Origin of the sequence: Paraburkholderia edwinii (assembly GCF_019428685.1) — a bacterium.
Taxonomy (GTDB): Bacteria; Pseudomonadota; Gammaproteobacteria; order Burkholderiales; family Burkholderiaceae; genus Paraburkholderia; species Paraburkholderia edwinii.
The window spans coordinates 3,969,012-3,989,377 of the sequence record NZ_CP080095.1 but is presented as its reverse complement, the minus strand read 5'-3'; the positions used below and the strand labels follow the sequence as shown (position 1 = coordinate 3,989,377).

Annotated in this window: 19 protein-coding genes and 2 pseudogenes; 11 read left to right on the top strand and 10 right to left on the bottom strand. The window is 63.5% G+C overall.

Features of this window, described 5'->3' with window-relative positions:
* Positions 1–85 precede the first annotated feature (85 nt).
* Positions 86–817, bottom strand: coding sequence for a DUF1223 domain-containing protein (locus tag KZJ38_RS17630; protein WP_219797477.1), 732 nt, complete (start codon positions 815–817; stop codon positions 86–88).
* 237 nt (positions 818–1,054) lie between these two features.
* Here KZJ38_RS17630 and KZJ38_RS17625 point away from each other — a divergent pair, with 237 nt between their 5' ends.
* Positions 1,055–1,960: a TauD/TfdA dioxygenase family protein gene (locus KZJ38_RS17625; protein WP_219797476.1), complete on the top strand. Its 906-nt coding sequence runs from the start codon at positions 1,055–1,057 to the stop codon at positions 1,958–1,960.
* Positions 1,961–1,993: 33 nt separating this feature from the next.
* Here the strand turns inward: KZJ38_RS17625 and KZJ38_RS17620 are convergent, their stop codons facing one another.
* The 3 genes from KZJ38_RS17620 to KZJ38_RS17610 form a co-directional block, all read right to left on the bottom strand.
* Positions 1,994–2,629, bottom strand: a complete 636-nt coding sequence (locus KZJ38_RS17620) for a Vgb family protein (RefSeq protein WP_219797475.1) — start codon at positions 2,627–2,629, stop codon at positions 1,994–1,996.
* Between the two features lie 186 nt (positions 2,630–2,815).
* Positions 2,816–4,078, bottom strand: a complete 1,263-nt coding sequence (locus KZJ38_RS17615) for an MFS transporter (RefSeq protein WP_219797474.1) — start codon at positions 4,076–4,078, stop codon at positions 2,816–2,818.
* 236 nt (positions 4,079–4,314) lie between these two features.
* Positions 4,315–5,532, bottom strand: a complete 1,218-nt coding sequence (locus KZJ38_RS17610; protein WP_219797473.1) for a helix-turn-helix domain-containing protein — start codon at positions 5,530–5,532, stop codon at positions 4,315–4,317.
* 141 nt (positions 5,533–5,673) lie between these two features.
* Here KZJ38_RS17610 and KZJ38_RS17605 point away from each other — a divergent pair.
* Positions 5,674–6,426 (top strand): annotated as a pseudogene (locus KZJ38_RS17605) (DUF899 domain-containing protein); the annotation flags it as partial.
* A 78-nt stretch (positions 6,427–6,504) separates the two neighbouring features.
* Positions 6,505–7,437 carry a DUF2182 domain-containing protein gene (locus tag KZJ38_RS17600; RefSeq protein WP_246641527.1) on the top strand — a complete coding sequence of 311 codons (933 nt, stop codon included), beginning with the start codon at positions 6,505–6,507 and terminating at the stop codon, positions 7,435–7,437.
* Positions 7,438–7,539: 102 nt separating this feature from the next.
* Here KZJ38_RS17600 and KZJ38_RS17595 read toward each other — a convergent pair whose 3' ends face one another.
* The 3 genes from KZJ38_RS17595 to KZJ38_RS17585 form a co-directional block, all read right to left on the bottom strand.
* The gene (locus tag KZJ38_RS17595) at positions 7,540–7,941 is read right to left on the bottom strand and encodes a hypothetical protein (protein ID WP_219797471.1); all 402 of its coding nucleotides are present in this window, start codon (positions 7,939–7,941) and stop codon (positions 7,540–7,542) included.
* A gap of 32 nt (positions 7,942–7,973) precedes the next feature.
* Entirely contained in the window at positions 7,974–8,408 is a 435-nt protein-coding gene (locus tag KZJ38_RS17590; RefSeq protein WP_219797470.1) for a carboxypeptidase regulatory-like domain-containing protein, read from the bottom strand.
* A gap of 150 nt (positions 8,409–8,558) precedes the next feature.
* Complete coding sequence (locus KZJ38_RS17585) at positions 8,559–9,896, bottom strand: metal-dependent hydrolase family protein (protein WP_246641526.1); 1,338 nt, start codon at positions 9,894–9,896, stop codon at positions 8,559–8,561.
* A gap of 348 nt (positions 9,897–10,244) precedes the next feature.
* Between KZJ38_RS17585 and KZJ38_RS17580 the strand changes: the two genes are divergently transcribed.
* The gene (locus KZJ38_RS17580) at positions 10,245–10,862 is read left to right on the top strand and encodes a histidine phosphatase family protein (RefSeq protein ID WP_219797468.1); all 618 of its coding nucleotides are present in this window, start codon (positions 10,245–10,247) and stop codon (positions 10,860–10,862) included.
* Between the two features lie 369 nt (positions 10,863–11,231).
* Positions 11,232–11,834: pseudogene (locus KZJ38_RS17575) on the top strand (sterol desaturase family protein); the annotation flags it as partial.
* A 336-nt stretch (positions 11,835–12,170) separates the two neighbouring features.
* Here the strand turns inward: KZJ38_RS17575 and KZJ38_RS17570 are convergent.
* The 3 genes from KZJ38_RS17570 to KZJ38_RS17560 form a co-directional block, all read right to left on the bottom strand.
* A complete protein-coding gene (locus KZJ38_RS17570; protein ID WP_246641796.1) occupies positions 12,171–12,659 on the bottom strand; it encodes a cytochrome b in 489 nt (162 codons plus the stop codon).
* Positions 12,660–12,766: 107 nt separating this feature from the next.
* Complete coding sequence (locus KZJ38_RS17565; RefSeq protein WP_219797466.1) at positions 12,767–13,867, bottom strand: catalase family peroxidase; 1,101 nt, start codon at positions 13,865–13,867, stop codon at positions 12,767–12,769.
* Positions 13,868–14,144: 277 nt separating this feature from the next.
* A complete protein-coding gene (locus KZJ38_RS17560) occupies positions 14,145–14,885 on the bottom strand; it encodes an SDR family oxidoreductase (RefSeq protein WP_219797465.1) in 741 nt (246 codons plus the stop codon).
* 204 nt (positions 14,886–15,089) lie between these two features.
* Between KZJ38_RS17560 and KZJ38_RS17555 the strand changes: the two genes are divergently transcribed.
* From KZJ38_RS17555 to KZJ38_RS17530, 6 genes are all read left to right on the top strand, one after another.
* Complete coding sequence (locus KZJ38_RS17555) at positions 15,090–15,995, top strand: LysR family transcriptional regulator (protein ID WP_219797464.1); 906 nt, start codon at positions 15,090–15,092, stop codon at positions 15,993–15,995.
* Positions 15,996–16,096: 101 nt separating this feature from the next.
* On the top strand, positions 16,097–17,035 hold the full coding sequence (locus tag KZJ38_RS17550; RefSeq protein WP_219797463.1) for a DMT family transporter: 939 nt from the start codon (positions 16,097–16,099) through the stop codon (positions 17,033–17,035).
* A gap of 112 nt (positions 17,036–17,147) precedes the next feature.
* Positions 17,148–17,675, top strand: a complete 528-nt coding sequence (locus KZJ38_RS17545; protein ID WP_219797462.1) for a 2,4'-dihydroxyacetophenone dioxygenase family protein — start codon at positions 17,148–17,150, stop codon at positions 17,673–17,675.
* 84 nt (positions 17,676–17,759) lie between these two features.
* Positions 17,760–19,073 (top strand): MFS transporter, encoded by a 1,314-nt coding sequence (locus KZJ38_RS17540; protein WP_219797461.1) that lies wholly within the window; start codon positions 17,760–17,762, stop codon positions 19,071–19,073.
* 10 nt (positions 19,074–19,083) lie between these two features.
* A complete protein-coding gene (locus tag KZJ38_RS17535; RefSeq protein ID WP_219797460.1) occupies positions 19,084–19,833 on the top strand; it encodes an SDR family NAD(P)-dependent oxidoreductase in 750 nt (249 codons plus the stop codon).
* 161 nt (positions 19,834–19,994) lie between these two features.
* On the top strand, positions 19,995–20,213 hold the full coding sequence (locus KZJ38_RS17530) for a hypothetical protein (protein WP_219797459.1): 219 nt from the start codon (positions 19,995–19,997) through the stop codon (positions 20,211–20,213).
* The last annotated feature ends 153 nt before the right edge of the window (positions 20,214–20,366 follow it).

Below are 20,366 nucleotides of genomic sequence, written 5' to 3'. Positions count from 1 at the left end.
GTCAGGAATAATTAAACAAACTTTGGCTGGATATAGCCAGTTGTTTATGGTGTGGACGTGCGGGTGTGGATGTGCGCCGGCGCATCTACTGTGCATCCGACACGCGCGCGGCGCCGACGATCCGGCCATCGGGCGCTTCGAGCAATACCGCCGTTTTTTCTCCGGCGGGCGCGGGCGGATTGAACACGGCGGGCTTGCCCGACCATTGTCCGACCGGTTCGAGCGAGCGCACGACGTTCGACTCGGTCAGCGTGCGTCCACCGTTTTCGCCACGGCCGATCGCGGTCACATGCTGCGGATCGTAGCCGACCAGCACGACGCGCGCGCTACCCGCGCCGCCGCCGACCGTCACCGTGATCGCGTTGCCGTGGCGCACGCCGGTTACCGTCGCGGCCGTTGCGCCCGCATCTTTTGCCTGTCGAAACGCCACTTCCGCTGTCGAGCGGTTCGAGCCGACAAAGCCGACCGCGCCGTCGACGACCATCTCGGGCGTATAGGACGATGAGTCGCCGAACTGCCGGGTGTAGGCCTCCTGACGCTGCGTCGCGAGGTCGAGCGAATAGGGATCTTTCCAGCCGAGGCCGTCCCAGTAAGTGACGTGAAATGCGAGCGGCAGGAGATCGTCGCGTTGATGGCTGAGCTCGGAGAGGAAGGCTTCGGCCGGTGGGCAGGATGAGCAGCCTTCGGAGGTGAAGAGTTCGACGACGACGGGGCGGGTTATGGGTGCTGCTGATGCTGGCGTTGCGGCGTTTGCAGCGGGCAGTGCGCCAAGCAACGTGGCAAAAGCGGCCATGCTGGTGAACAGACGACGGAACATGATCGAACTCCGTATGAGGATGGGCATGTGTTGGTCGTTGCTGGAGCGAGGGAATGACAGGGCGGTGCGACAAAATCTGTTCGAAAGCGGCGGTTCGTTCGCCGTTGCCGTGCCCCGCGCGCCCTTACGTTCTTACGCCCTTATGACATCCGCGTATAAACGTATCCCTTTTGCTTCGTTGACGCACAGCAACACACCGCCGTAGATTCACGGTTTTCTTTCGACGGAGCACCTTTCGTGTCCACTCCCGCTTTTGCCGCGGAGTCTGCGAATCCATCCGCCCGGCTTCAGCAGGACTTCGACATCGTTGCGTTCGACGCGCCGCTCGGCGCCGAAGTGATTGGTCTCGATCTGTCCCAACCGCTCTCCGATATCGACTTTGCGCGCATCCATCGCGCGCACCTCGACTACCACGTGCTGGTGTTCCGCGACCAGCGCATCACGCCCGACGAACACGTTGCGTTCAGCCGCCGTTTCGGCCCGCTGCAGAGCCACGTGCTGCGCCAGTTCGCGTTGCCTGGCCATCCGGAAGTGCTGATCGTGTCGAACATCGTCGAGAACGGCAAACCGATTGGCCTCGGCGATGCGGGCCACTTCTGGCATTCGGACCTGTCGTACAAGGAAAAGCCGAGCATGGGCTCGCTGCTGCATGCGCAGGAGCTGCCGGCCGAAGGCGGCGATACGCTCTTCGCGAACATGCACGCGGCGTATGACTCGCTGCCCGAGCATCTGCGCAAAGCGGTCGCTGGACTGCGCGCCGAGCATACGTATCTCGCGCGCTATGCGGAGTTGCAGGCGCGCAGCCCGTGGCGCCCGAACCTGACACCGGAACAGATCGCCGAAGTGAAGCCGGTCGTGCACCCCGTGGTTCGCACGCATCCGGAAACGGGCCGCAAGGCGATTTTCGTCAGCGAGCACTTTACGACGCGCATCGTCGGCCTGCCCGAAGACGAAAGCCGTGCGCTGCTCGATGAGCTGTTTGCGCACAGCGTGCGGGCGGAACATCTCTATCGCCACGCATGGCGCGCACACGATATCGTGTTCTGGGACAACCGCTCGCTGATGCATCTTGCGGCGGGTACGCCCGACCATCTGCGGCGCAAAATGTATCGAACGACGATCGAAGGCGATGCGCCCTTCTGATTGAGCGAGCCGCGGGCGGGGGCGACGGGGCGCTTACTTCTTCGGCTTGCGCACCGCCCGCACCTTGCCGCTCGCGCCGCCTCCGCAGTAAAACAGGTCGGCGCCGTTCGATTCGAGCCCCGACACACCGGTACCTTCAGGCATGTCGAGTCTTTCGCGCACCTCTCCGGTCTGCGCATCGATATGCCGCAATTCGCTCTCGTCGCCTTCCCACGTGCCGTGCCATAGCTCGTTATCGACCCACGTGACACCCGTCACAAAGCGGTTCGATTCGATCGTGCGCAGAATCGCGCCGGTCTGCGGATCGATCTGATGGATCTTCCGTTCGCGGTACACGCCGACCCACAGTGTTCCCTCGGCCCACGTCAGCCCCGAATCGCCGCCGTTGCCTGGAGCCGGAATCGTTGCAAGCACGCGGCCCGTTTGCGGATCGATCTTCTGGATGCGGCTGTCGGCGATCTGGAACAGGTGGCGGCCGTCGAAGGCGGTGCCCGCGTCGGCGGCGACGTCGATCGAGTGCAGCGTGTTGCCGCTGGCGGGATCGAATGCCTTGAGCGATGCGCCGGCCGCGATCCAGACGCGCGTGCCGTCGTACGTGACGCCGTGCACCTTGTCGACCCCGGGGAACGGGCCGTATTCGTGAACGACTTCGGCGGGTGATCGTTTCATGGCGGGCTCCTCGGTTGTGCGGCCGATGTGGATGGTCGATGCACGCATCCTAGCCGTTCGACAGCGGAGCAGGGGAGTAACAAGACCGTCGTGAATTCTTGAATGCTTGAATCCGTGAATCACGATTCACCGGGAGGCGACGACCGATGCCGCACGGTGTGCGGCCCGCGATCTACGCGCCGCGCCTCACGCGTCCCGCTTATGCACCCAGTAGTTCAGCCCCGCGCACAGCACGAGCAGCGTGCCGGTCACGAAGAACACCTGATGAATGCCGACATGCGCGCCGATCTGTCCGCCGACGAGCGGGCCGATCACCTGGCCCGAGAACTGCGCCGATTGCAGATAGCCGAGCGTCTTGCCGGAATGGCTTTCGTCGACGAGATGCCGCACCATCTTCGCGATTGACGGCAGCAGGCCCGCGATTGTCATGCCCATCAGGCCGCGCAGCAGCGCGAGTTGCCACCACTGCGTGACGAACGCCTGCGGCAGCATGACGAGGCCGGTCACCGCGAGGCAGCCGATGATCACGTTCCAGCTGCCGATGCGATCGGCGAGTGCGCCCAGACGCGGCGCGGTCAGCATGCTGCCGAATGCGGCCGCCGCCATGATGATGCCGGCCATGCGCGCGAGATGCTCGTGCGGCACGCCGAGCTGGCCGACATAGACGGTGATGATCGGCTCGATCGACATATTGGCGAACAGCACCATCATCGCGGTGATGAGCAGCACGCCGATCAGCAGGCGATGCGCGGCTGGATTGTGCGCGCCGGCGGAATGTGCGCTGGGCTTCGTATCGGCGTGGCGGTCGAAGTCTTCACGGACGAGGAAAATCGTCGCGGCGGCGGCGACGGCAATCATCGCGCCGCCGACGAAAAATGTGCCGCGAATGCCGACGAGGTCCGGCAGGAAGCCGCCGATGAGCGGCCCGATCAGGTTGCCCGACAAGGCGCCCGTCGACAGCACGCCGAGCGCCCAGCCGGCGCGCTCGCGCGGTGCCTGCGTGCCGATCATGACGATCGATGCCGACGCATAGCCGCCGACCAGGCCGGCAATCAGACGCAGCGTGACGAGCTCGGCAACGTTGTGCGCGACGCCGATCAGCGACATCACGACGGCCATGCCGATGGCGGCGCGCACGAGCATCGGTTTGCGTCCGAAGCGGTCGGCGAGGCGCCCCCAGACCGGCGCGGTGATCGCGGTGCCGAAAAAGGTCGCGCCGAACGCGACGCCCGACCACTGGACGACCGCGGCCGGCGACTTCGCGCCGAGCTGCGCGACATAGAGCGGCAGAAACGGCAGCAGCATCGAGAGGCTCACCAGCGTGGTGAACGAGCCGAACACGCAGACGGCGAGATTGCGCTTCCAGTACGACTGGTTGCGCACGACGTAGCTGGCGGGTGCGGGCTGCGGCACGGGTGCCTGCTTCATGGTGTTGACGGAAAGAGCCATTGAACCTTCATGTTGGGGTGCGGCTCGCCGCTGGTTCACATGGTGCGGCGACACACGACGTTTAATCACATCAATATCAATGAATGCTTGTCACGCGCTTGCGTTTTGCTCGCCGCACTGACGTCCAACGTAGGATAGGCGTAAACCCGTATCTTAAAAAATGAATTGATGTGATTTGGTGTATCTCGGATTGAGATGTTTGGCTGGATTGCAGGCGCTACGTTGCAGGCGGATGTTCAACCCTCCAGCAACGCCGGCAACAACAACATCGCCGAAAACCCCGGCACACCCGGCGTCATCCAGCGCCGCGCGCGTCCCTGCCCAAACGACTGCACCTTGCCCGTCTGCGCAAGCTGCTCGAGCGCGCGCTGCACAGTCCGCTGGCTCGCGCCCGACGCGAGCGCAAGCGCCGAACTCGACCACGATTCGCCGTCGGACAGAAACGCGAGCAGCGCCGCGTGCTCGCCTTCGACAGGCTGCGCGAGCACGACTACCTCGCGCGGGCCGCGCGGCGCGAGCACGAAGCCGCGCTGCGTCGCGTCGATGCCGGCGAAGGTCCGCAGCATCGAGCGCAAGCGCCCCAGCTCGACGCGCAGCCGGGCGCGATGCGTTTCGTCCGCGTGCTTCGTGCGAAACGCACGCGCGATCAGCACGTCGCGCGGCACGTCGGCGGGCCATGCTTCGGCAAGCGCGCGTGCCAGCGTGAACAGCACCGGCCGCCGCGCCAGCGACACCACCGTATGCGCATCGCGCACCACGTACCTGCACGCATCGACGACCAGCGCCGGCGATTCGAGCACGGCTTCCACTTCATCGAGCAATAGCAGCCGTTCTTCGCCTCGCACGATTTGCCGTGCGGCGGGCGCCTCGAGCAACCGCGTCGCGCTCGCCACTTCCGCGTTCAGCGCGGGAATGCCGGCTTCGCGCGCAGCCTGCCGGGCGCGCGCGAGCGCCGCACGGGCCGGCTCGCTTTGCAGCCGCCGCATCGCAAGGCCAGCCACCATCAGTTCATGCGCGGCACGGAGCGCCGGCGGCAGCGCGGCAGGATCGAGCGCGCCAAGCGCGCGCGCGGCGTCCTGCAGGCGGCCGATCAGCAACAACCGACGGACCGACAGATATCGCGCATGCGCCGCATTCACGCGGTCGCCGTGCGCGTCGAGCGTCGCGCAGGCCGCGTCGAGCGCTTTAGTCGGCCAGTGCAGATCGCGCAACGCGAGCGCGATCTCCGCTTCGGCCACCGCGCATCGTGCACGCGCGACTGCCTCCCGCGCGCCGAAGGCGCGTGCTGCACTGCGCACAAGCACTCGTGCACGCGTGAACTCGCCGAGTTGTGCCATCGCGATGCCGCGCAGCGCGAGCGCCGGCGCGTCGTCGCGCAATGCAACGCGATTGAGCGCGCCGAGCGGGTCGCCGGCGGCGAGGGCGCGCGCCGCCGAGGTGATCAGCGAGTCCATCTATACGAATCCCGACACACTTGTCACTCCCTCCATGGCGGCTGCGCGCATTAGTCTGGCATCACGACATCGGCGCCACGCTGGTTCCGCTGTTTCGTTAGCCGAACATCTGACGAAGGATACCGAAAGGAGGAACGCAAAATGACGACACATGCAACCGCCACGCGCGACCAATGGCTCGCGGCCCGCGTCGATCTGCTCGAAGCGGAAAAGGAATACACGCGGCGCGGCGACGAACTCGCGCGGCGCCGCCAGGCGCTGCCGTGGGTGCGCATCGACAAGACCTATCGCTTCGACACCGATGACGGAACGGTCACGTTGCCCGAGCTCTTCAAAGGGCGCTCGCAGCTGATCGTCTATCACTTCATGTTCGGGCCCGACTACAAGGCCGGCTGCCCGTCGTGCTCGGCGGTGGCCGATGGCTTCGACGGCATCGCGGTCCATCTCGCGCATCACGACGTCATGCTGACCGCGGTGTCGCGCGCGCCGCTCGCCAAACTGCATGCCTACCGGCAGCGTATGGGCTGGTCGTTCCCGTGGGCCTCGTCGGTCGACAGCGACTTCAACTTCGACTTCAACGTGTCGTTCACCGAACAACAGCAGCGCTCGGGGAGCGTCGACTACAACTACGAACGCGGCGGCCATGCGATGGATGTCACGCCGCCGCCCGCGCCCGTCGCCGAATTCGCCGCGCGCTGCGGCACCGATGCGGCGACTTACTCGCTCGACCGGCCGGGCGTCAGTACTTTCGTGCTCGAGGATAGCGTGGTCTATCACGCTTACTCGACCTACGCGCGTGGCGTGGACGGCGTGTGGGGCATGTATCAGTGGCTCGACCGTGCGCCGAAAGGGCGCAACGAAACAGGCGTCTGGTGGCGCCGGCACGACGAATACGACAAATACGACAAGAATGACACGCGTGACAAACAAGGAAATCGGCACGGAACCCAAGGGAAAGCGGTGGGGTGAATCGTGAACGTTGTCCGCACAACCGATGCGCGGCGGCTTGAATGGCATGTCGCCGCCATTGACACCACCGCCGCCTCGGGCGGCAGCGAAGGTTCGACCACGTCGTTGTCGACAGCGGCTTCGCGGCGTCTGTTCTTCGGCGTCTGCGCCTCGCTGTTTATCGCGAGCGCGGCGCTGATGGCAATCGCATGCGTTTCGATGTCGGCGATGGGCGAGACGCCGATGCCCGGCGGCTGGTCGATGTCGATGACGTGGTCGCGGATGTGCGGACAGACGTGGCCGCGCGCGGCGGCATCGTTTATCGGCATGTGGATCGTGATGATGGTCGCGATGATGCTGCCGTCGCTTGCGCCGATGCTGTGGCGTTATCACGAGACGGCCGGCCGTCTGGGACATTCACGCGCGGGGCGTCTGACGGCTTGCGTCGGCTTGGGCTACTTCATGGTCTGGGCCGCACTCGGCGCTGCCGTGTTTCCACCGGGCGCTGCCTTGGCCGGGCTCGCGATGCAGTGGCCCGCGTTTGCGCGCAGTGTTCCAGTGGCGATTGGCGCGGCGGTGCTGATTGCCGGCATGCTGCAGTTCAGTGCATGGAGGGCGCGTCATCTGGCGTGCTGCCGGGATACGTCGCATTGCGTGGTAGAGCAGGGGCGGGGGCGGTCATCCGCCGCAGCGGATGTCGCACATGCATGGCGCCATGGAGTGCGCCGCGGTCTTCACTGCGCATGCTGTTGCGCGGGCTCGACGGCGGTTCTGCTTGCAGCCGGCATGATGGATCTGCGTGTGATGGCGGCCGTCACCGCGGCGATTACCGCGGAACGGCTCGCGCCGAACGGCGGGCGTGTTGCACGCATGATCGGCGTGGTCGTCGTTGCGATCGGAGGCGTGATGCTGGCGCATGCGTTCGTCAGAGGCGCAATCGCAATTGCGCCGCGATAACGCTTTATCTCACGTCGCTCGCACCGCGACTGCGCACTTAAGCGTACGAGCACCGCGTCCGATGCCCAGCGCATCAAACGCGCATCACCGCGGCGCATTGCATCAATACCGCCACCACCCCGGTCCCCACGGGCCCCAATCCCACGCTGCCTGTTCGTTCATCTGCGCGGTCATCTGCTGCTCGCGCGCGAGGTTCGCCTCGAACTGCTGCTTGCGATAGGTATTCCACGCGGCCTGATCGCCGATATAGAGGCATCCGCACGCATACGGGTCCGCATAAAGGAACACGACCTTATCGCCCTGAACTTTCTGTACGACCTTATTCGGCGGCAAGGTCTGCAATTCGAGCCTGCGTTGAGCCGTGTTGGCCGGCAGAATCGTGAAGCCCGCGGCGGCGAGCATGTCGTCCTTTGCGCTCGCACGTTCCTGCTGGGACGCGCACGCGGCGAGCAGCGCGCCGCAAACGACCACAGCGATTGTTGTTCTGATCGAATCGAGCCGCATGATGCCCTCCGTGTCCACGCCGTGAGAACGCATTATTGGATGCTGAAGCGGAACGACACGCGCTGGTGCCCATTGCCCGACACATTGACCATCTGATGCTTCTCTTCGGTCTTGTAGCGCGCATAAACGTTATAGCTGCCCGCAGGCAGTTTCACCAGCATATAAGGTCCGCGCGAATCGGCCTGCATGAGTTCGGTACCTTTGGAATCGGCGATGCGCACGTGCACGTCGGCAAGATAGTCGGCGGTCGGGCCGAAGAAGCCGATTGCGAGCGGCCACTGGTTTTCATCGTGGCGCAGCGCTTCGGCCTCGTCGTGGCCGATGCCGCCCGAGACATAACTGATGTCGCCTTGCGTTTGCACAGGCGGCAATCCGGCGCTTTGCGCGAACGCATCACCCGATAGGGTGAGCAGAAGCGTCGCCGCCCATGCGGCAATAGTCGAATGCGGTTTGGTCTTCGATTGCATATTTGCACTCCTTTGAATGACCCATTCAATGTCCTGTTTGCGGGTCGATGCGTCGAATCAACGAGCAGTGTCGCCGTTCCATGCAGTCGTCGTTTATGAAACCGCACGGACCATTTCCGGGTGACATCGGCCGTTCCTTTCGTTCCGTCATCAAGCCGCAAGCGTGTTTTTATAGATGCGGCCATCTTTCATGATGATCTTCATATGGGCCTCGGGGTCCGAGATCAGATTGATGTTCTCGAGCGGATTGCCGTCGATAACCAGCAGATCCGCGAGCGCGCCCGTTTCGATCACGCCGAGTTTGCCCGGATAGGGATTGCGCGCTCCCGATAGCGCGAGCAGTTCCGCATTGCGGCTTGTCGCGAGCCGCAGCACGTCGGCATTCGAAAACCAGCGCGCGATTTTCGCGAGCTGCCGCCCTTGCGTGGCCGTTCCGGCCGGTGAAAACAGAATGTCGGTGCCCCAGGCCATCTTCACCTTGTGCTTCTGGCCCAGTTCGAATGCGCGCACCGTGCCTTGCGCGATTTCGCGCTGCTGCGCCTGTTGTATCGGGTTCGACTTCGGGTTTGCGTCCTCGTCGGCGAGGAACGGCTGGATGCTCCACCAGGCGCCCGCATCGGCGATGCGTTTTACCGTGTCCTCGTTGGCGAGCTGGCCATGTTCGATCGATTTCACGCCGCACGTCAGCGCACGATCGATACCGGCCGATGTGTAGACATGCGCGCACACATAGGTGCCCCAATCGGCGGCTGCATCGACGGCCGCGCGCATTTCGGCCGGCGTGTACTGGATCGAATCGAGCGGATCGAACATCGACGACACGCCGCCGCCAGCCATAATCTTGATCTGGCTCGCGCCCTGCATCAGCTGCTCGCGCGTGCGTTTCAGCACGTCGGGCACGCCATCCGCGATCGACGACACACCGGCCACTTCGGCTGCACTGAGCGAACACAGCGCGCTGCCCGGTAAATCGCTGGGCAAGCGAAAATCGCCGTGGCCCGCGGTCTGCGAGAGCATCGCGCCCGAAGGATAGATGCGCGGCCCCGGCAAACGGTTTTCGTCGACGGCGCGCTTGAGCGCGAACGACGGACCGCCGACGTCGCGCACGCTCGTAAAGCCGCGCATCAGCGTGCGCTGCGCCTCCTGCGCGGCGACGAGATGCACATACGCGACGTCGGACGTCATCGCGACGTTGAGCGGAATGGCCGCGAGAAGCGAATGCCAGTGCACGTCGATCAGGCCCGGCATGATGACCGTGCCCGTGCAATCGACGACCTGTGCGTTGTCGATAGTTTGTCCCGCCGGCACCAGGGCGGTGATGCGGTTGCCTTCCACGAGCACGTCGCGGCCGTTGATCAGCATGGCCGCTTTGCCGTCGAAAAGGCGCGCGCCTTTGAGGAGGATGGGACGCGCCGCCGGCTGTGCGAGTGCCGCCGGCGCCCATCCCATTGCCGCAGCGGCGAAGCTCGCGCCCAGCGCTCGAAGCACCGACCGCCGCGACATCTGTTCGGTCAGGCGCGTGCAGATCTGCTGCGTAATCCGGTGGTCGCACCCGCAGCGGCACACGCCGCCGCACTGGCAAAGACCGGCCCAACGTCGATACGATCCTGTCGATCCGCTTCGCATGAAGCACACCCGTTAAAGTGGACGCCTCCTCGATAATAAAAGATTGCACGGTGAGTCCGCACCAATGCCCATCAGGCGTTCGCCCGTGCGGAGGCGGCGATTGCGCCGCTGACATAAAATCGAACACCGCGAGATTGCCCCTTCGACCTGCTCACACCGGCATTACGCTAATGCGGTACGCGAATGAGCCATGAATCAGGGAGTCAAACGATGAACACCGCCGCAGAACATGAACACGAGTCGACCAGCCACCGCGAGATCTGGCTGATCCGTCATGGCGAAACCGAGTGGAGCCGCAATGGCAATCACACCGGTCGCACCGACATTCCGCTGACCGAACATGGGCGCGAGCAGGCGCGCGCGCTTGTCCCGCTGCTTCGCGACGTGCATTTCGACTCGGTTTTTTCGAGCCCGCGCTCGCGCGCGCTCGACACCTGTCATCTCGCTGGGCTTGGCGAGCACGTTCAGATAGAGCCCGACTTGCGCGAATGGGACTATGGCATCTACGAAGGACGCACCACCAAAGAGATTCGCGAAAGCGCGCCCGACTGGACCGTCTGGCATTCGCCGATTCCGGAAGGCGAGAGCGCCGAACAGGTGCAGGCGCGCGCAAGCGCGCTGATCGAGCGCCTGCTCGCGATGCCGGGGCGCACCGCGCTCTTCTCGCATTCGCATTTCCTGCGCTCGCTGGCAGGATGCTGGGTCGCGAATTCGGTCCGATTCGGCGCGCATCTATACCTGGACACCGCGTCGGTCAGCATCCTCGGTTTCGAGCGCGATATTCGCGCGATACGGCAGTGGAATCTGCTGCCAGCATCGTTGCGCTGACCCCGGCAGCACGCTTTCTTTTCGCTTTCCCTCGGCCTTCTTCAGGCTTCCCGCGCTTTACTTCCCATTCATCAGTTCATACCGTCGCCGCGGTCGCGCAGATCGCGGCGACCGCGTGAGCGGCCGCCCGTTGCCGCAAAACTTATGTCGCCGTATGTCGCCGTATGGTCGCCGCGGCGGCGCCATGTCCGCGCCATCGCCCCTGCCCGTAAGCGCCCAAGCCATGACACACCTCGACATAGTTTGTCGATGGTTTTTAACCGCTTCGCTTTCTAGAGTGCCGGTGTGGGACGCGACGGCGCGCACGCAGCAATTCAGCCAGCCGACGCGACTTTCCCGGCCCTGAAACTGTTTGCTCTCTCTACGATCATGGCACCTACTCTCAAGCTCACTTACATCGTCACGATGGTCTTCGTCGGCATATCGCTGATCGAGGCGTTCGTGCTTCAATGGCGGCATCAGCACCGCGGCGGCGAGCGGTTCGACTGGAATGAAATGCGGCTGTCGCTGATCGACATCGTCGGCCGCAAGCTGATCGACCTCGTGCCGTTCACGCTCGCGGCGCCGATGCTCGCGTTCGCATGGCGCCACCGCATCCATACGGTCGCAATGCATTCGGTCCCGACGCTGCTGCTCGTGTTTCTCGCGCAGGAGTTCTGCTACTACTGGTATCACCGCACGGCGCACCGCGTGCGTTTGATGTGGGCGACCCACGCGGTCCACCACTCGCCGAACCAGCTCACGCTCGCGACGGCCTACCGGCTTGGCTGGACGACCAACTTCTCCGGCATGGGACTCTTCTTCGTGCCGCTCGTCTGGCTCGGCGTGCAGCCGCATATCGCCATGCTCGTGCTGTCGATCAACCTCTGGTACCAGTTCTGGATTCACAATACGTGGACGCCGAAGCTCGGATTCCTCGAATACATCTTCAACACGCCGTCCGCGCACCGCGTGCATCATGCATCGAATCTCGAATACCTCGATGCGAATTACGGCGGCGTACTGATTATTTTCGACCGGCTGTTCGGCACGTATGTGGGCGAGCGTAAAGACCTGCCGTGCCGCTACGGCCTCGTCACGCCGACGCATTCGCGCAATCCGTTCGTCGTCGAATTCGAGCACTGGACGTCGCTCGTGCGCGATGTGGTGAACGCGCGGAATGTGGGCGTCGCGCTGAAACATATCTTCCGGCCGCCGGGCTGGCTGCCCGACGGCAACGGAGAAACCACCGAAGATATGCGCCGCCGCGCGGCCGAACAGGCCAAGGTTGCAGCGCGCGCACGAGCCCTCAGGCGCGGTACGGAGATCCTACGAATCGCCGCCGCCGGCCATGCTCTCGAACACACCGTCGCGGCGAACCCAGGCATGCATCAGCCCGGCGGCCATATGCCCGAGAATCAGCAGGAAAAACGCATAGCCGAGCAAGCCGTGCGCACGGCGCAACTGACCGTAGACAACGATATCGTGCGGCAGGATCGGCGGCAGCTCGAAGCCTTTCCACATGATGACCGGGTATCCGCCCGCGGACTGCATCGCCCAGCCGATCAGCGGCATCGCGATCATCAGTGCGTAGAGCAGGTAGTGTGACGCCTTTGCTCCGGCCGCCTGCACCGGGTGCAGATCGGAGGGCAGCGGCGGTGGGCGATGCGTGACCCGCACGCCGAGACGGATCAGCGCAAGAATCAGCACCGCGATGCCGAGCGGCCGGTGCCACGCGAGCAACTCCGGATAACGGGCGCTGACCGTCGACACCATCCCCGCGCCGACATAAAGCATCGCGAGAATCAGGATCGCCATCAGCCAGTGCAGGATGCGCGCGGGCAGCACGAAGCGCTCGCCTTCGAGGCGGCGGGCGGGGGCGGGCGGCGAGACGGGAGCCTGCCGCGAGACATTGTTCGGCGTGTTCATTGCGCGCCTCCGTTTTTCTGCAGTTCGATGGTGATGGCATCAGGGCGCGGACCTTCGGCCGCGCGGCGCCTGAACGAGGCCGAGTAAGCGGCCGAGCGCGCGGGCAGCAGCGGGTCTTCGGAACGCGCGACGCCCTTCGGCAGAATCAGCGGATCGTAGTTGTAGTCGCGGCAGTTGCCGTCTTCTTCCGTCGCGATCTGATCGAACACGAGCGTGCCGGCATCGATGCGCTGATGATCAGGGGTCCATTCGATCGTCGCGTTGTCGGTCTGATCGCCGGGGTTGGCCGGTATCAGGATCATGTGCCACTTCACCGGACCGTTGTGGACGCGCTGCAGCAGGTCGTTGTACAGGAAGTTCGGCCCGAGCGCGCTCGCCTTGCTCTTGTCGAGCGCCGTGAACGGCTGTTCGGGTTCGAACTGCCAGCGCACATAACGGATCGTGCCGGTGCCGGTGGTGAAGCGAAATGCATTGATGCTGTGATACGTGCCGTTCGCGAAGCTCGACGGCATCGGATTTTTGCCGAGCCAGTCGAGAAAGCGCACCGTCTCAGGATGCGTCGACAAAAACGCCTTCATCTTGTCCGGATCGGGCTTGTGCGTGGCCGGGTCCGGTTTCGATGCGACCTGCAGCGCGATAAAGTCGGCCGGCTTCGATACGATGAAAATCGGCGTCTGGTCGAGCGCCATGCGCCATTCCTCGCCGTCGGGCAACTGGAAGCGCAAGCCGAGCCCGTGAAAGATCTGCTCGTCGTCGTTGCTGGTCGGCACCCCGCTGCCGGTGTTGAAGCGGCCGATCACGGGCACCGAGCCCTGCGTGAACAACGCGGCGCTGGAGAGGGCCGTGCCCGCGCCGTTCGACTCGAAGTGACCGCTTACGCAGATGCCCTTCGCATGCGCGCGTCTGAAACCCGGATAGATCCTGCCGGCATTGAATTGAAGGATGTTGACGAGGGTCGAGCCGCTCGTGCGGTTCGGCGTGAGCCAACCGCCTGCCCATGCGAACAGCAGCAACAGCACGACGACGATAAGCGCGATGGCGGCTAAGGCCGGAAGCGGATGAGGGTTAGGCTTGCGCGACGGACCAGGAGACGACATTGAGCGACCTCCGTGAAAGCTTATTGTGGGAAAGGTAAATCCGCCGGCGCAAGCATCCTGCGAACGAAGGCAAAGCAGCACCGGAGCGCCTGGCCGCCGGACCGCCAGATGGAGCGCCAGTATGCTGCTTTCAAATTTCTAGCATGTTCCGTAAGCACGGCCAATTTTCTTTTTATGCGGGAACGTGCGGTTCTGGTCTGGTCGCGGCTCTCGTGGGTCTATTCCCGCTTCGGCGCCTTGCCCATTTTTTCGAGTGTGAGCGTTCTGATACGAGCGCTTATGCATAGCCGCCGTTCACACGCACGACCTGTGCGTTGACCCATGCGCCGTCGGGGCCGGCGAGGAACGACACGGCCGAGGCGATCTCGTCGGGCTTGCCGATCCGTTCGAGCGGCGCGAGTTTCGCGAGGTACGTGATCAGCTCTTCCGACTTGCCTTCGAGGAACAGGTCGGTGCCGACCGGTCCCGGCGCAATCGCATTGACGGTGATCGCGCGACCGCGCAGCTCGTTCGCGAGCACCGGCACGAGCGATTCGACGGCGGCTTTGCTCGCGATGTATGGGCCGTAGCCGGGAAACGACTTCGCGATGACGCTCGACGAGAGCACGATGATCCGGCCGCCGTCGTCGAGATGCGCGGCCGCCTGCGCCATCACGTTGAACGCGCCGCGCAGGTTCGTCGTGACCGTCTTGTCCAGTGTGCCGAGGTTATCGACGTCGATCTTCGCCATCGGCATGACGCCGGCGCTATTGACCACGACGTCGATGCGGCCGAACTCGTGCATGGTCTGGCGGAACAGGCGCGCGACATCGTGCTGGTCGCTGACGTCGCCCTGAATCGCGATCGCCGTGCCGCCGACCGTGCGGATCGCGTGGACGGTTTCTTCCGCCTTGGCGCCGTTGCTTGCGTAGTGAATGGCAATGGCGAAACCGTCAGCCGCGAGCCGGATGGCGATGGCCTGGCCGATGCCGCGCGAGCCGCCGGTGACGATCGCCACTTTCTGGGTGGTGGTGGACATATGTCTGCTCCTCAAGTGATATGGATGGTGTCTGCTTGATGAGCATTGTTGTCATTTAGCCGGTCAGGATAAATGGCCGTCGATTGGCAATTAAATTCAATGAGACTCAATAATGGAGTCGTGCTTTCGGGAAAAAATTCTACGAATGTGATAAATAGGCGTTAGTTGCGCACCATCATTCCATTCGACTGAATAAAGACCCCCATGGACCGACTCGACGCACTGCAGCTCTTTACCCGGATCGTCGAAGTACAGAGCTTTAGCCGCGCCGCGGACATGCTCGACATTCCGCGCGCGACGGCGACCTACGCGATCAAGGAACTCGAGGCCCGGCTCGGCACGCGTCTACTCGAGCGGACCACGCGCCAGGTGCGGCCCACGCTAGACGGTCAGGCGTTTTACGAGCGCTGCGTGCAGGTGCTCAGCGAACTTGACGATGCGGAAGCGTCGTTACGCCATGTCGCGTCCAATCCACGCGGCGTATTGCGCGTCGATATGCACGGCACGCATGCGACGCGCATCGTGCTAACGCGCATCGACGAGTTTCGCAGCCGCTATCCGAATGTCGAACTCGTCGTCAGCAGCGGCGACCGCCTTGTCGATCTGGTGCGGGAAGGCGTCGATTGCGTGATACGCGCCGGCAATCCGCGCGATTCGAGTCTCGTGGCGCGGCGCCTCGCGTCGATGCCGCAGGTGATTTGCGCGAGCCCCGACTATCTGGCGCGGCACGGCACGCCGCGGCATCCCGAAGAACTTGCCGCGCATCAGGCGGTGCGATTCTTTGCGAGCGGCGGCGGCAGCGACTATCCGTTCGAATTGACCGTCGACGGCGCAATTCGCGAGTACGCGATCGGCGGCTGGATGTCGGTCAACGACGCGGAAAACAATGTGGTCTGTGCGCTGCGCGGTTGCGGGCTGATCCAGGTGCCGCGTTTTCATGTGGAGGACGAACTGCGCGAGGGGCGTCTCGTCGAAGTGCTGGCGCGATGGACGAGCCGCGAGCTGGTCGTGTCCGCGATGTATCCGTACCGGCGGCAGCTGTCGCCGCGCGTGCGCGTGTTCGTCGACTGGCTTTGCGAGCTGTATGCGCAGAAGTTCGGGACGGCCTGAGGTCCCAAGCGCGCTGCGCCGCGTATCGCGTTGCGCGCGCGTAAGCTTTATGCTTCGACTCTCCCTCCTGACAAGAACAGCGTTAACGGGTACCCACGAGCATGAGAAAACCGATCGACGGATTCGCCGCGGCAGTGATGATCGTACTGTGCCTCGCCTGGGGCCTGCAGCAGGTCGCGATCAAGGCGGTCATCGCGGACGTATCGCCGATGCTGCAGGTGGCCGTGCGTTGCGGCATCGCGGCGCTGCTCGTCTGGGTTTTCAGCCGCCTCGTTGCGCGCGAGCGGTGGTTGCCGGGCCTTGCGCTGCGCTCGGGCCTCGTGGCAGGCATTCTGTTTGCGCTCGAGTTCCTGTTTATCGCCGAAGGACTGCGCCGCACGAATGCATCGCATATGGCGGTGCTGATCTACACCGCGCCGATGTTCGCGGCCGTCGGTCTGCATCTGCGGATTCCTGACGAACGCTTGACGCTGCTGCAATGGGTCGGCATCGGTCTCGCATTTGCAGGCCTTGCCGTTGCCTTTCTTGCGCCGGCCTTCGGCAGCAGCGACGCGCATGCCGCGTCGCGCGACTGGCTGCTCGGCGACTTCATCGGTCTATGCGCGGGCGCATCGTGGGGACTCACGACCGTCGTGATTCGCACGACTCGCCTGAGCGAGGCGCCGGCGGCGCAGACGCTGTTTTATCAGCTTGCGGTCGGGTTCGTTCTACTGCTGCCGTTTGCATTCGCGATCGGCGATACGCATTTTCACGGCACGGCGCTCGTATGGGGAAGCCTCGCGTTCCAGTCCGTCGTGATTTCGTTCTTGAGCTATCTGACGTGGTTCTGGCTATTGCGGAAATACTTCGCCGCGAAGCTCGGCGTGCTGTCGTTTCTGACGCCGCTCTTCGGCGTCGCGCTCGGCATTGTGCTGTTGCATGAGCGCGTGTCGATTGCCTTTATGGTGGGCTCGGTGTTCGTGCTGATCGGATTGATCGTGGTGAACGGGCAAGGCTGGCTGCGCCAGATTTTGATGCGCGATGCGCGCCGCGTAACTTGACACAGGACGTGAACGGGTCAACCATCCATTCATAAGAACGATAGAAGACACGCTGTTCACAATCTGGACACCGCTGCACAACATGTGCAGCGCGAACGATCAAGGAGACACGATGCCGGCCCCCGCCAAAGACGCCGCTGCCATGACGCCTTATCAGCTTCCGAATCCGCCGGAGGCGTTACGCGAGATCGTCGTCGATTCCGCGATTCCACAGGATGAGCGCTTGTGGGTGCCGCAAGCCGAGAACGTCTGGTTCCGTCCTCTATGCCTCAATGTGTCGTCAGGCTACTGGATGAACCTGCTGCGCGTGCGCAAGTCCGGGGTGCTAAGCCGCCATCGTCACCCGCAAGCGGTGCATGGTTTCGTGCTCAAGGGCCGCTGGCTCTATCTCGAACACGACTGGATCGCCAACGAAGGCAGCTACGTGTTCGAGCCGCCCGGCGAGACGCATACGCTTTATGTGCCTGAAGACGTCGAAGAGATGATCACGTATTTTCAGGTGAACGGCGTGATGTACTACTGCGATCCGCATGGCAAGTACACCGGCTATGAAGACGTGTTCACCAAGCTCGATATGTGCCGCGAGCATTATCAGAAGGTCGGGCTCGGTGCGGATTATGTCGACCAGTTCGTCCGCTAGCTGAAAGCCGCGCGATGTAGAGCGAATCACCCGAAGCGAATCACCCGCACAGACTCGCAAGAGCACCCAGGGGGAGACAAAGCAATGGAAGCAAAGACGCCGCGTCTTAGGCGCATTCAATGGATCGCAATCGCGTTTCTGACGCTTGCCGGCATCGTCAATTATCTCGATCGCAGTACGCTGTCGATCGCCAATCATTCGGTCAGCGGCGAATTGGGCTTGAGCGCATCGCAAATGGGCCTGCTTTTATCGGCGTTTTCGTTTGCGTATGCATTTTCGCAGTTGCCGGTCGGCGCGCTGCTCGATCGATTCGGCGCGCGGTTGATGCTCGGCCTCGGCATGTTCGTCTGGTCGTGCGCGCAGCTATGCGGCGGTCTCGTGCAGACGCTGCCGCAGTTTCTGGCAGCGCGCATCGCGCTCGGCATCGGCGAAGCGCCGCAATTTCCGGCTGGTGCGAAAGTCGTCAGCGAATGGTATGCGTTGCGCGAACGCGGCCGGCCAACGGGAATCTTCACGACCTCGTCGACCATCGGCCCCGCGCTTGCGCCGCCGATTCTCACCGTGCTGCTGCTCGGGTTCGGCTGGCGCTGGATGTTCGTCGTGATGGGCGTGCTCGGCATTGCCGTCGCGATCGGCTGGTATCTGATCTATCGTAATCGCGCGGAAGTTACGCTCGACGCGCATGAAGTGCGGCATCTGACCGAAGAGGAGCCGCTTGCGCGCGCCGAGCGCCGGATGACCTTTGCCGAGTGGCGCGGCCTGTTCGGCAAGGCGACCACGTGGGGCATGATTTTCGGCTTTATGGGCGTGATCTATATGGTGTGGCTGTATCTGACGTGGCTGCCCGCGTATCTCGAACATGAGCGGCATCTGACGATTGCGAAGACCGGCTGGATCGTCTCGATTCCTTATCTGTTCGGTACGCTCGGCATGCTGTCGAGCGGATTCATTGCCGACGGTCTGATGGCGCGCGGCATGGCGCCGATGCGTAGCCGCAAGTGGCCGATCTGCACCGGGCTGATCGGTGCGGCCCTGTTCACGGTGCCAGCCGCTTATACGCCGAACCTTACGCTTGCGCTCGTTTATCTGTCCGCCGCAATGTACTTCGTCAATCTCGCGAGCGGCGCCGCGTGGGCGCTCGTCAGCGTATCGGCGCCGCGCCATCTGGTCGCTTCGCTCGGCAGCATCCAGAACTTCGGCGGCTATTTCGGCGGGTCGTTTGCGCCGTTCGTCACGGGTGTCGTGGTCGATCGGACGCATTCGTTCGTCAATGCGTTTCTGATCAGCGCGGCCGTATCGTTTGCGGCGGCACTCGTTTATATGTTCGTCGTGCGCGTGCCGATCGCCGATACGGTCGACCTTGGCGCGGCCGCTCAGGCACGGGCGACTCATTCGTGAATACAAGGTCATGAATACAGCGTTTGTAACGACGTTTCAACGCGACCTGTTCGCCGGCAAAACCGTCGTCGTGACGGGCGGCACGCAGGGGATCGGCGAGGGTGTCGCGCGGCAGTTCGCGGCACTCGGCGCGCGCGTGATCGCCGCCGCGCTCACACCGACGCAGACGCAGCGCGATACGCTTGCCGCTGACGGCATCGAAACGGCGCCGCTCGATGTATCGTCGCGGCAGAGTGTCGATGCGCTCTTCAACTCGCTCGCGTCGCTCGACGTGCTGGTGAACTGCGCGGGCGTGATTCGTCGCGGCGAAGAACTCGACCCGGACGTGTTCGCGCAGGTGCTCGACGTGAACCTGACCGGCACGATGCGCGCCTGCTCCGCGGCGCGGCCGCTATTGCGCGCAAGCGGCGGCGCGATCGTCAATACCGCTTCGATGCTGAGCTTTTTCGGCGGCGGTCTCGTGCCCGGCTATAGCGCAAGCAAGGGCGGCGTCGCGCAGCTGACACGTTCGCTGGCGATTGCCTATGCGGCAGACCCCATTCGCGTGAATGCAGTCGCGCCCGGCTGGATCGCGACGCCGCTCACGCAGGCGCTGCAGAACGACGATGCGCGCTCGCAGGCGATACTCGATCGCACGCCGCTCAAGCGCTGGGGCACGCCCGACGATATCGGTCCCGCTGTCGCGTTTCTATGCTCGCCGGCAGCGTCGTTTATCACCGGCACGGTACTGCCGGTCGACGGCGGTTATCTGGTCGTCTAGCGTTCCGATTCACTTATGACGAAACTCGTTGCGCACGCATCTAATAACGCACGTGTCAGCGCATGCTTAAGCTTTCCTTAAGCTTCCCTTAAGGTTGCGATTGCTAGCCTGCGAATGTTGTTCCGGGTAATGGAGGACACCCAGCAACTCGCGGAGCGTAGATGAATCCAACGGATCAGATCATTGAAGGGGACATCGCTCATCTCGAGCAGGTGGTCCGCATGCTGTCCGTTGCCTACCGCGTCGATATCGGATACTGGGAGCGCCGCGTCGACGCGCTGAAATCGCAGGCAACGGTGCCGTCCCATCGCGAACGTCTCGAACATGTCGCGATCGAGATCAGCCGGATTCGTGGCGGCATGCCGCCTGAAGCGCGGTAATCGATTTTTTTTGCCGATCGCAATGTCATCCTGAGGTCATCAGGACACGCCATCGTTTCGCGTGAACCCACCCCCAACGATGCGTGACTGCCACCGCGCTTCCCGACGATGCGTGGCGGATGCGCTCATGCGTCGTCTTCACGATTCGAGAGG